Genomic DNA, 11,488 nt, shown 5'->3' on the forward strand with positions numbered 1-11,488 from the left:
TGGGATGGATTAGCCCCGCCATGAGCCTCCACGGTCTGCTCGACGCCGCCGTCAAGGATGCCGCCCTCGATGAGGCGGTGAAGGCCGCCGCCGACGGTCATCGCATGCATGTCGACCTGGTCGGGCCGCCTGCCGCCAGGCCTTTTGCCATTGCCGCGCTGGCCGCGCGGGCCGAGCGGCCCGTGCTTGCCGTCACCGCCACCGGGCGCGAGGCCGAGGATCTGGCCGCCGCGCTGCGGTCGCTGCTGCCGCCGGACGGGGTCGTCGAATACCCGTCCTGGGAGACGCTTCCGCACGAGCGCCTCTCCCCCCGCTCCGACACCGTCGGCCGCCGCCTCGCCGTGCTGCGCCGCCTCGCCCACCCGGCCGCGGACGACCCCACCGCCGGGCCCGTCTCCGTGGTCGTCGCGCCCGTACGCTCCGTGCTGCAGCCGCAGGTCAAGGGCCTCGGTGACCTGGATCCTGTCAGCCTGAAGACCGGGCAGACCGCCGACCTCGGCGAGATCGTCGACGCCCTCGGCGGCGCCGCGTACCAGCGCGTCGAGCTGGTCGAGAAGCGCGGTGAATTCGCCGTCCGCGGCGGCATCCTCGATGTCTTCCCGCCGACCGAGGAGCACCCGCTCCGGATCGAGTTCTGGGGCGACGACATTGAGGAGATCCGTTACTTCAAGGTCGCCGACCAGCGATCGCTTGAAGTCGCCGAGCACGGGCTGTGGGCGCCGCCCTGCCGCGAGCTGCTGCTGACCGCCGACGTACGGGAACGCGCCGCCGCCCTCGCCGAGCAGCACCCCGAGCTCGGCGAGCTGCTCGGGAAGATCGCCGAGGGCATCGCGGTGGAAGGGATGGAGTCTCTGGCGCCGGCCCTCGTCGACGACATGGAGCTGCTCCTCGACGTCCTCCCGGTCCGCTCCATGGCGGTCGTCTGCGACCCCGAGCGGGTGCGTACGCGAGCCGCCGACCTGGTGGCCACAAGCCAGGAGTTCCTGCAGGCCTCCTGGGCCGCCACCGCCGGCGGCGGCAAGGCCCCGATCGACGTCGACGCCGCCTCCCTGTGGGGCATCGCGGACGTACGGGACCGGGCCGCCGACCTCGGCATGATGTGGTGGTCCGTCTCCCCCTTCGCCGCCGACGACGTCGACCTGGAAGACGACACCCTCAAGCTCGGCATGCACGCCCCGGAGATGTACCGCGGCGACACCGCCCGCGCCCTCGCCGACACCAAGCAGTGGCTCGCCGACGGCTGGCGCGTCGTCTACGTGACCGAGGGCCACGGCCCCGCCGAGCGCACCGTCGAGGTCCTCGGCGGCGAGGGCATCGCCGCCCGCCTGGACGCCGACCTCGCCGAGATCGCCCCCTCGGTGGTGCACGTCTCCTGCGCCTCCATCGACAACGGCTTCGTAGCCGAGGACCTGAAGCTCGCCGTCCTCACCGAGACCGACCTCACCGGCCAGAAGGCCGCCGGCAAGGACGGCGCCCGGATGCCGTCCCGCCGCCGCAAGACGATCGATCCGCTCACCCTCCAGACCGGCGACTACATCGTGCACGAGCAGCACGGCGTCGGCCGCTACATCGAGATGGTGCAGCGCACAGTCCAGGGCGCCACCCGCGAATACCTGGTGGTCGAGTACGCCCCCGCCAAGCGCGGCCAGCCCGGCGACCGGCTGTACATCCCCACCGACCAGCTGGAGCAGATCACCAAGTACGTCGGCGGCGAGGCCCCCACCCTCCACCGCCTCGGCGGCTCCGACTGGGCCAAGACCAAGGCGCGGGCGAAGAAGGCGGTCAAGGAGATCGCCGCCGATCTCATCAAGCTCTATTCGGCGCGCATGGCGGCGCCCGGCCACACCTTCGGCGCGGACACGCCCTGGCAGCGCGAGCTGGAGGACGCCTTCCCGTACGTGGAGACGCCCGACCAGATGTCCACCATCACCGAGGTGAAGGAGGACATGGAGAAGGCCGTCCCCATGGACCGGCTGATCTGCGGCGACGTCGGCTACGGCAAGACCGAGATCGCGGTACGGGCCGCCTTCAAGGCGGTGCAGGACGGCAAGCAGGTGGCCGTGCTCGTACCGACGACGCTGCTGGTGCAGCAGCACATGGGCACCTTCACCGAGCGCTACTCGCAGTTCCCGGTGGTGGTGAAGGCCCTGTCCCGCTTCCAGACCGACCAGGAGGCGAAGGCGGTCCTGGAGGGCCTGCGGGAGGGGTCGGTCGACGTCGTCATCGGCACCCACCGGCTCTTCTCGTCCGAGACGAAGTTCAAGGACCTGGGCCTGGTCATCGTCGACGAGGAGCAGCGCTTCGGCGTCGAGCACAAGGAGCAGCTGAAGAAGCTGCGGGCGAATGTCGACGTGCTGACGATGTCCGCCACGCCGATCCCCAGGACCCTGGAGATGGCGGTGACCGGCATCCGCGAGATGTCCACGATCACCACCCCGCCCGAGGAGCGGCACCCGGTGCTGACCTTCGTCGGCCCGTACGAGGAAAAGCAGATTGGCGCCGCGATCCGGCGGGAGCTGCTCCGCGAGGGGCAGGTCTTCTACATCCACAACCGCGTCGAGTCGATCGACCGCGCGGCGGCCCGGCTGCGGCAGATCGTGCCGGAGGCCCGGATCGCCACGGCGCACGGGCAGATGTCGGAGTCGGCGCTGGAGCAGGTCGTGGTCGACTTCTGGGAGAAGCGTTTCGACGTGCTGGTTTCGACGACGATCGTCGAGTCGGGCATCGACATCTCCAATGCGAATACGTTGATCGTGGAGCGCGGCGACACCTTCGGCCTGTCCCAGCTGCATCAGCTGCGCGGCCGGGTCGGCCGCGGCCGCGAGCGCGGATACGCGTACTTCCTCTACCCGCCGGAGAAGCCGCTGACGGAGACCGCGCACGAGCGGCTCGCGACCATCGCGCAGCACACCGAGATGGGCGCGGGCATGTACGTGGCGATGAAGGACCTCGAGATCCGCGGCGCGGGCAATCTCCTCGGCGGCGAGCAGTCGGGCCACATCGCGGGCGTCGGCTTCGACCTGTACGTCCGCATGGTCGGCGAGGCGGTCGCGGACTACCGCGCCTCGCTGGAAGGCGGCGTCGAGGAGGAGCCGCCGCCGGAGGTCAAGATCGAGCTCCCGGTCGACGCGCATGTCCCGCACGACTACGCCCCGGGCGAGCGGCTGCGGCTGCAGGCGTACCGCTCGATCGCCTCCGCGACGACGGAGGAGGACATCAAGGCCGTACGGGAGGAGCTCACCGACCGCTACGGGCCGCTGCCCGAGCCGGTGGAGAACCTGCTGCTGGTGGCGGGGCTGCGGATGCTGGCGCGGGCGTGCGGCGTGGGCGAGATCGTGCTGCAGGGCAGCAACATCCGGTTCGCGCCGGTGGAGCTGCGCGAGTCGCAGGAGCTGCGGCTGAAGCGGCTGTATCCGCGCTCGGTGGTGAAGGCGGGTACGAAGCAGGTGCTGGTGCCGCGGCCGGTGCCGAAGACCATCGGCGGCAAGCCGGTGGTGGGGCGGGAGCTGCTGGGCTGGGTCGGGGAGTTCCTGGCTTCGGTGGTGGGGTCGTAGACAGGGATACGTGCATGCCGGAACCTCGTGGGTAGGTAATGCGTTGGCAAAGAGCGGCGTGCGGAGTGTGCGCCGACGAAGCGATCAAGTAGTCGAGGTGTCACGGATGGCGATGTTCGACCGGATCAAGGAGCAGGCCCTCAAGCAGGTCCAGGGAGGTCGGAGCTCCGGGGGTCACGGGCGGCCGGGCTCCGGGTCCTCCTCCCGCGGCGGGTCCTCGAAGGCCCAGCTCGTGGGCGTCCTCAAGAACCAGCTCGGCTCCCTCAAGACCGAGCTCAAGAGCGGCGCCTACCGGGACGCCAGCATGGCGATGTGCGCCCTGGTCGCGGCCGCCGACGGCACGGTCGACCCGGCCGAGCGGCAGCACGTCGAGTCGCTGATCCTGCAGAACGACGTGCTGAAGAATTTCCCGCCGGAGCAGCTGCGGACGCGCTTCAACAAGCACGCCGATCAGCTCTCGGCCAATTTCATGCAGGGCAAGACCGAGGTCATGCAGGAGATCGCCAAGGCGGCGAAGAAGCCGACCGAGGCCAAGGCGGTCGTCCAGACCGGCTTCGTGGTCGCCGGCGCGGACGGCTACATCGCCCCGGCCGAGGAGCAGGTGCTGCGCGAGGCGTGCGCGGCGCTCAATGTGAACCCGCAGGAGTTCGGGCTCTAGGAACTGCACAGCGAACGGCCCGGCACGCCCCCCGAGGGATTCGTGCCGGGCCGCTCCATGCGATCGCTCGGCCGCTACTCCGTCGCGATCGCGTTCAGGACATTCATCCGGCCCGCCCGGAAGGCCGGGAACAGGGCGGCCAGGATGCCGACCAGGGCCGAGCCCGCGAAGACCCAGGCGATCGTGGGCCACGGGATGTCCAGGACCTTAAGCCCCTCCAGGGCCAGCAGCTGCTGCGCCGTCGCGCCCCACGCCATGCCCAGGCCCACGCCCAGCACCGCGCCGAAGATCGCGATGACCACCGACTCCAGCCGGATCATCCGCCGCAGCTGCCGCCGCGACAGGCCGATCGCCCGCATCAGGCCGATCTCCCGCGTCCGCTCCACCACCGACAGCGCCAGGGTGTTCACGACGCCCAGGATCGCCACGATGATCGCGAGCGCCAGCAGCCCGTTGACCAGGTTGAGCATCTGGCCGACCTGGTCCTTGAGGTTCTGCTTGAAGTCGGACTGGTCGCGGATCTCGAACTGCGGGTACGGCTTCAGGTCCTTCTTCAGCTGCGCGTACGCCGCGTCCGCCTTCCCCGGCTCGGCCTCGGCGAACATGATCTCGCTGGTGCGCAGCTCCGCCGCCGGCAGATAGCGCTCGGCCGTGGCGATCGAGGTGTACATCGCGCCCTTGTCGAACGACACGTCGGACGACGTGATCGCCGCCAGCCGCAGCGTGCCCGCCCGGCCGTCCTGGAAGGCCACCTGGATTTTGTCCCCGACCTTCAGGTGGTGCTTCTTCGCGAACTCCTGGTCCACCGACATGGAGTTCTTGGCGTACGCGTCCTTCAGCTCGCCCGCCACCGTCTCGACCCGCAGGTCCTCGCGGTAGCTCGGGGAGGCCGCCGAGATGTCGGTCTCCGCCGTCTTGCCGTCGGGGAGCTTCAGATCGGCTTCCAGGAACTTGACCTCGGTCACATGCGCCAGGTTCGGCGCGTTCTTCATGGCCTGCGCGGCCTCCGGGTGAATCGCCTTCCCCGTGCTCGACTCGAGGATGAAGTCCGCCCCCACCGACTTGTCCAGCTCATCCGTGGCCGAGGCCACCATCGAGGAGCCGACCACCGAAAGGCAGGCCACCAGCGCCAGGCCGATCATCAAGGCCGAGGCGGTGGCGCCGGTACGCCGCGGGTTGCGCAGCGCGTTGCGCTCCGCCATCCGCCCCACCGGGCCGAAGATCCGCAGCACGCCCGCGCTGATGATCCGTACCACCACACCCGCGAGCACCGGACCGAAGACGATGAAGCCGAGCAGGCTCAGCAGCACACCCCCGGCCAGGAACATCGACCCGTCGGCCGCCTTGTCCGCCTGCGACGCCTGCCAGAGACCGGCCGCGCCGCCCCCGACCAGCAGCAGCCCGAGGACCGTACGGACCGCGCCGGCCTTGCGGTCGCCGGGGGTGCCGGCGTCGCGCAGCGCCGCCATCGGGGAGACCTTGCCCGCCCGGCGGGCCGGCAGGTACGCGGCGATGACCGTGACGACGACGCCGAGGACGATGCCGATCGCCGGGGTGGTGGCCTTGATGGTGAGGTCGTCGGTGGAGATGTTCATGCCCATCGAGGTCATCATCTTCATCAGGCCGACGGCGATGCCGACGCCGGCGCCGACACCCAGGACCGAACCGGTGACGCCGAGCAGCAGCGCCTCGGTGAGCACGGACCTGTTGACCTGCTTCCTGCTGGAGCCGAGGGCGCGCAGCAGGCCGATCTCGCGGGTGCGCTGGGCGACCAGCATCGAGAAGGTGTTGACGATGAGGAAGATGCCGACGAGGACGGCGATTCCGGCGAAGCCGAGCATCGCGTACTTCATGACGTCGAGGAAGCCGCCGACATCGCTCTTGTTCTCCTCGACGACCTGCGCCTTCGTCTGCACCTTGTACGCGGCGGAGTTGCCCAGATCCGCGGCGACGTTCTTCTTCAGCAGCTCATTGGTGAAGCCGGACTCCGCGGTGACCATCAGGGCCGAGTAGGCGTCGGTCTTGCCGAGCAGCTTGGCCTGGGCGGTGGCGGTGTCGAAGTAGACGACCGTGGCGCCCGGGTTGGTGGCCTTGAACTCCGTGATGCCGACGACCTTCGCCGTGAAGGAGCCGGGGCCCGCGATCGTACGGATAGTGTCGCCGAGCTTCACGTCGTGCTTGTCGGCGGCGTCCTTGTCGATCATCACCTGGTCGGGGCCGCGCGGGGCATTGCCGGAGGCGATGGCGACCGACTTCCGCTCCGCGCGGTCCCAGTTGGTGGCGATGGTGGGGGCGCCGGTGGTGGAGCCGAGGTTGTCGTTGTCGCTGTTGGCGACGGTCACGCTGGTGTCGTAGACGTCGCCCTCGACCGACTTCACGCCCTTGGTCTTGGCGACCTTCTGCAGGTCAGCGGCCGGCAGCGTCCGCTGCGGCTTGTCGCCCTCGGCCTGCTCCGTGGCGTTGTTGCCCGCCGCGGAGACCTGCACGTCGGCGGAGGTGGAGTTGAAGAGCCGGTCGAAGGTGGAGGTGGCGGTGTCGGAGAAGACGAGCGTGCCGCACACGAACGCCACCGACAGCATGACCGCGATGGCGGACAGCGCCATCCGCCCTTTGTGCGCAAAGAAGTTGCGCATCGAAGTCCTGAAGACGGTCATGGCTCAGGCCACCCGCCCACGCGCGTCGAAGGACTTCATCCGGTCGAGGACCTGCTCGGCGGTGGGGTTGCGCATCTCGTCGACGATCCGGCCGTCGGCGAGATAGAGCACGCGGTCCGCGTACGAGGCGGCGACCGGGTCATGCGTCACCATCACGATCGTCTGCCCGAGCTCGTCCACCGAGCGCCGCAGGAAGCCGAGCACCTCGGCGCCGGCCCGCGAGTCGAGGTTGCCGGTCGGCTCGTCGCCGAAGATGATCTCCGGCTGCGCGGCGAGCGCGCGGGCCACGGCGACGCGCTGCTGCTGGCCGCCGGACAGCTGCGACGGGCGGTGCTTCAGCCGCTCCGCGAGGCCGACCGTCTCCACGACGCGCTGCAGCCACTGCCGGTCGGGCTTGCGCCCGGCGATGTCCATCGGCAGCGTGATGTTCTCGATCGCGTTCAGCGTCGGGAGCAGGTTGAAGGCCTGGAAGATGAAGCCGATCCGGTCGCGGCGCAGCTGGGTGAGCTTCTTGTCCTTGAGCCCGGTGACCTCGGTCTGGTCGATCCAGATCCGGCCCCCGGTCACCGTGTCGAGCCCCGCGAGGCAGTGCATGAGGGTCGACTTGCCGGAGCCGGACGGCCCCATGATCGCCGTGAACTGCCCGCGGGCGATGTCCACATCGACATTGTCGAGCGCGACCACCCGCGTCTCCCCCGACCCGTACGCCTTGGTCACCTGCCGCGCTTGAGCTGCGACGGCCGTGCGCGTCGCTACAGCCGTGGTCACAGTCTGTCTCCTGTCGTGTGGTCCGTCATGTGTCGTCTACGGGTGTCGTCTACGGGCTGGCCTTACGCCCTTGAGTCTGCTGACCCGCGGCCCGCAAATCGCTGGGGCTGGGCGCCGACTTGACCTGGGGCTAACCCCACCCTTGGCCGTACGGCCCGCCCCCTCGATGAGCCTTGACCAGGCTATGAACGGCGGTGGGCGGCACTCGTCGGCCGCGAGGGGGAGCGGGCCCGGGTCCGGGTTGTTGGGGCTCCCCTAGGGGCGACGCCCCTCCGCGCCCGGCGGGCATCAGGGTTGGGGGCGGCGACCGGGGCGGTTCCCCTCAGTCCGTACGCGATGGAAAGATGCACAGGGAAACTAAGGAAGAGGATGGGGTGCCGTGAGCAAGCGGTCGGAGGGCGACGCCCATATCAAGCCCGCCCGGCGCTTGAGGGCAAGCGCCGCGAGGCGCGATCAACCGGCACCGAGCGACACCGCAGGCGAAACGCCACCGGCCCGCCGCAGGCGCGTGGTAGCCGCTCTCATGCTCACCATGGCGCTCGCCGCCCTGGAGGGCACCATCGTGGCGACAGCCATCCCGCAGATCGTCGCCGACCTCGGCGGGTTCTCCTTCTTCTCCTGGATCTTCTCCGGCTACATGCTGGCCGTCACCGTCACCCTCCCCGTGTACGGCAAGCTCGCCGACACCTTCGGCCGCAAACCCGTGCTCATATCCGGCATTACGGTCTTCCTCGCCGGCTCGCTCCTCAGCGCCGCCGCCTGGAACATGGCCGCACTCATCGCCTTCCGCATCCTCCAGGGCCTCGGCGGCGGCGCGATCCAGGGCACGGTGCAGACGATCGCCGCCGACCTCTACCCCCTGAAGCAGCGCCCGAAGATCCAGGCCGCGATGTCCTCGGTCTGGGCGACCTCCGCCGTCGCAGGACCGGCCCTCGGCGGCCTCCTCGCCGGCTACGCGGACTGGCGCTGGATCTTCCTCGTCAACCTCCCCTTCGGCCTGCTCGCCCTGTGGCTCATCGGCCGCTACTTCCGCGAGGCGCGCCGCGAGCGCGTGGGCCGGCCCCGTATCGACTGGCCCGGCGCACTCGCGGTCTTCGCCTCCGGCGGCCTGCTGCTCACGGCGCTGGTGCAGGGCGGGGTGGCGTGGCCGTGGCTCTCGGCACCTTCACTGCTTCTCTTCGGCGGCAGCGTGGCGGGTCTCGCCGCGCTTGCGCTGATCGAACGGCGCGCGGCGGAGCCGATCATCCCCGGCTGGGTGTGGCGGCGGCGCACCATCGCGCCGGTGAATGTGGCGCTGTTCTGCCTCGGCCTGCTGATGGTGGCGCCGACGGTGTTCGTGCCGACGTACGCGCAGACGGTCCTGGGCCTCGACCCGATCCCGGCCGGCTTCGTGCTCTCCGTGATGACTTTGAGCTGGCCGGTGTCGGCGGCGCTCTCCAGCAAGGTGTACGGCCGCATCGGCTTCCGCCAGTCGGCGCTGCTCGGCATTCTGCTGGCGGCTGGGGTGTTGGCGATCTTCCCGCTGCTGCCGTATCCGGGGGCGGCGTGGCAGCCTGCGCTGCTGATGTTCGCGCTGGGGTGGGCGCTGGGGATCTTCCAGCTGCCGTTGATCATCGGGGTCCAGTCCACCGTGGGGTGGGATGAGCGGGGTACGGCGACGGCGTCGGTGCTCTTCAATCGGCAGATCGGCCAGAGTGTGGGCGCGGCGCTGTTCGGGGCGGTGGCGAACGCGACGATCGGTGCGCGGCTGGCTGCGTCTGAGTCGGGCGCGGGGCTGAACGACGTGGCGGGCTCGGAGGTGACGGAGCCGGTGCGCCGGGCGGTCGATGCGGCCGTCGATCACATCTTCTTGGGTGCGGCGGGGGCGGCGGTGTTGGCGGCGGTGGCGTTGCTTTGGGCTCCGCGGAGGTTTCCCGTCATCGGGGATTGAGGGCTTGCCCTTGGCAGGGGGTACGGGCGGCTTGGCATCGGATGGTGACGGCCGCGTCGCCGTCTTGCGGTGTGGCTCGGTGCCGGCTGGTTTGGCTGGCTGCGGAGGAGTGGGGGGCGGGGGGCGGGTTGGTCTGCCGGGCGGCGGCTTGGCGGGAGGGGGGGAAGGCAGAGGCTCTGGAGAGGGGAGAAGGAGAGACGGAGGAAGAGGGAGGAAGAGGGAGGAAGAGGGAGGAAGAGGGAGGAAGAGGGAGGAAGAGGGAGGGGGCGCGGGCGGTCTGCGAGGGGCGCGCGCCGGGTGCCCGTGCGCTCTTTTTCGTGGGGCCGTGTCGTGGCGCTTGGTACCAAGGCATGGCGAGGCGCAGCGAGGCATCCCAAGGCTTAGCGCCGCCGCAAGTGTGGCCAACCGACCGCCCCCGGCGGCTGCCACCACCTCGGTACCAAGCGCCACAACACACCCCAATGAAAAAGAGCGCACGACCACCCCTCGCGCGCCCCCTGCCAGCCAGACGCGCCCCACCTCCACAACCCCGCCAGCCCCCAGGCACCGCCAGCCCTCAGGCCCCCCGCACCCCCAGGCACCGGCAGCCCTCAGGCCCCCGCACCCCCACCCCCAAGGCGTCACCCGGCAGACCAACCCGCCCCCAGCCCCTCACTCCTCCGCAGCCAGCCAAACCAGCCGGCACCGAGCCACACCGCAAGACGGCGACGCGGCCGTCACCATCCGATGCCAAGCCGCCCGTACCGACAGCAACGGCCCCCACCACCCAAAGTTATCCACAGGCTGTGAACTAGCCCCTCACTCCCTCAGCCTCTCCCCCCTCACTCCCCCGCCCGCGACCCCGGCACCGACCCCCCACTCTCCGGCGCCCCATCCGGATGCCGCCCCGTAATGGCCGTCAAGCTGCTCCGAATATGCTCCATATGCGCCTGCAGCTCCTCCCTCCGCCGATCCGCATCGCGACGCCCCCGCTCCGCCTCATGCTCGATGCGCTCCGCCCGCACCCGCGCCTCCGCGAGGATCTGCTCACAGCGCGCCGCAGCTTCATCAGCCACACCACGCGTATCCTCCTCCGCCGCAGCATGAGCAGCCTGCGACTCCGCCAGCATCCGCTTGGCGTACGCGGCGCGATCGGCCAGCTCGGCGTCCATCTGCTCGGCGCGTTCGCGCATCTCCAGGGCCAGCTCGGCCTCGGCCGCCTTCCACTCCTGGCCCGAGTCGTCGAGCATGCCCGCCGTGCGGCGGCGCATCTCCTCCAGGGCCTCCGTGGCTTCGCGGCGGTCCGCCTCCGCGGCGTCGCGGACCGTGGCGAGCAGCTCCTCCGCCTCCTGCTGGTTGGCGCCGTAGGCGCCCTTGTAGCGGGCCTCCGCCTCCGCCGTGAGCTCGTCGGCGTAGCTTTGCGCAGCAGATCGTACGGCCGTCGCCGCGCCCTCGGCCTCGCCGCGTACCTGATCGGCCTCGGCCCGCGCGCGCACCAGCAGGTCGACGGCCTCCTCCTCGGCCAGCGCGAGCAGGAACTGGGCGCGGTCGCCGAGTTCCGCGAAGGACTGCTCGCCGAGGGAGTCGAGCTGGGCTCGTACGGCGATGAGCTCGGCCTCCATGTCCTTGGCCAGGACCGTGAGGCGGGCCGCGCGTTCCCAGGCGGCGTCGCGTTCGTCGGCGAGGCGGTGGACGGCGGCGTCGACCTGCTCGCGGCGGAAGCCCTTGCCGCCCCGGACGGTGCTGAAGCTTCCGGGCGGCCTGACAACGGAGTCTGCACTCATCCCGCGAGCCCCTTTCCTTCATACGGCGATCCACCTGTCGGCGGTCATCTTGCAGGATCGGAGCGAAACGGTCATAAAGCGACACTCCGTAGCTATTCCGGTCAATGATGCACGAAAGCGCCCCGCCGGTGATCGGCGGGGCGCTTGTTCGCGCGCTTGTC

At 70.3% G+C, this 11,488-nt stretch carries 6 protein-coding genes; 3 read left to right on the forward strand and 3 right to left on the reverse strand.

What is annotated here, in order from left to right:
- Positions 1–20 precede the first annotated feature (20 nt).
- Together mfd and ACNNMR_RS17740 are read left to right on the forward strand one after the other, a co-directional pair.
- Positions 21–3,554: a transcription-repair coupling factor gene (mfd, locus tag ACNNMR_RS17735; protein WP_419995590.1), complete on the forward strand. Its 3,534-nt coding sequence runs from the start codon at positions 21–23 to the stop codon at positions 3,552–3,554.
- 106 nt (positions 3,555–3,660) lie between these two features.
- Positions 3,661–4,212: a tellurite resistance TerB family protein gene (locus ACNNMR_RS17740; RefSeq protein WP_419995591.1), complete on the forward strand. Its 552-nt coding sequence runs from the start codon at positions 3,661–3,663 to the stop codon at positions 4,210–4,212.
- A 74-nt stretch (positions 4,213–4,286) separates the two neighbouring features.
- Here the strand turns inward: ACNNMR_RS17740 and ACNNMR_RS17745 are convergent, their stop codons facing one another.
- Positions 4,287–6,866, reverse strand: coding sequence for an ABC transporter permease (locus ACNNMR_RS17745; protein ID WP_419995592.1), 2,580 nt, complete (start codon positions 6,864–6,866; stop codon positions 4,287–4,289).
- 3 nt (positions 6,867–6,869) lie between these two features.
- Positions 6,870–7,634, reverse strand: a complete 765-nt coding sequence (locus ACNNMR_RS17750) for an ABC transporter ATP-binding protein (protein WP_419995593.1) — start codon at positions 7,632–7,634, stop codon at positions 6,870–6,872.
- Between the two features lie 427 nt (positions 7,635–8,061).
- On the opposite strand from ACNNMR_RS17750, the gene ACNNMR_RS17755 reads away from it, so the two are divergent.
- Complete coding sequence (locus ACNNMR_RS17755; RefSeq protein ID WP_420000397.1) at positions 8,062–9,564, forward strand: MDR family MFS transporter; 1,503 nt, start codon at positions 8,062–8,064, stop codon at positions 9,562–9,564.
- 821 nt (positions 9,565–10,385) lie between these two features.
- Here the strand turns inward: ACNNMR_RS17755 and ACNNMR_RS17760 are convergent.
- On the reverse strand, positions 10,386–11,327 hold the full coding sequence (locus tag ACNNMR_RS17760) for a hypothetical protein (RefSeq protein WP_419995594.1): 942 nt from the start codon (positions 11,325–11,327) through the stop codon (positions 10,386–10,388).
- Positions 11,328–11,488 lie beyond the last annotated feature (161 nt).

The sequence above is a fragment of the Streptomyces boninensis genome (assembly GCF_048572725.1).
Classification (GTDB): domain Bacteria; phylum Actinomycetota; class Actinomycetes; order Streptomycetales; family Streptomycetaceae; genus Streptomyces; species Streptomyces boninensis.

Excerpts from the sequence above, each read along its gene's own strand:
- mfd (WP_419995590.1), top strand. The coding sequence starts at position 21 with ATGAGCCTCCACGGTCTGCTCGACGCCGCCGTCAAGGATGCCGCCCTC.
- ACNNMR_RS17740 (WP_419995591.1), top strand. The coding sequence starts at position 3,661 with ATGGCGATGTTCGACCGGATCAAGGAGCAGGCCCTCAAGCAGGTCCAG.
- ACNNMR_RS17745 (WP_419995592.1), bottom strand. The coding sequence starts at position 6,866 with ATGACCGTCTTCAGGACTTCGATGCGCAACTTCTTTGCGCACAAAGGG.
- ACNNMR_RS17760 (WP_419995594.1), bottom strand. The coding sequence starts at position 11,327 with ATGAGTGCAGACTCCGTTGTCAGGCCGCCCGGAAGCTTCAGCACCGTC.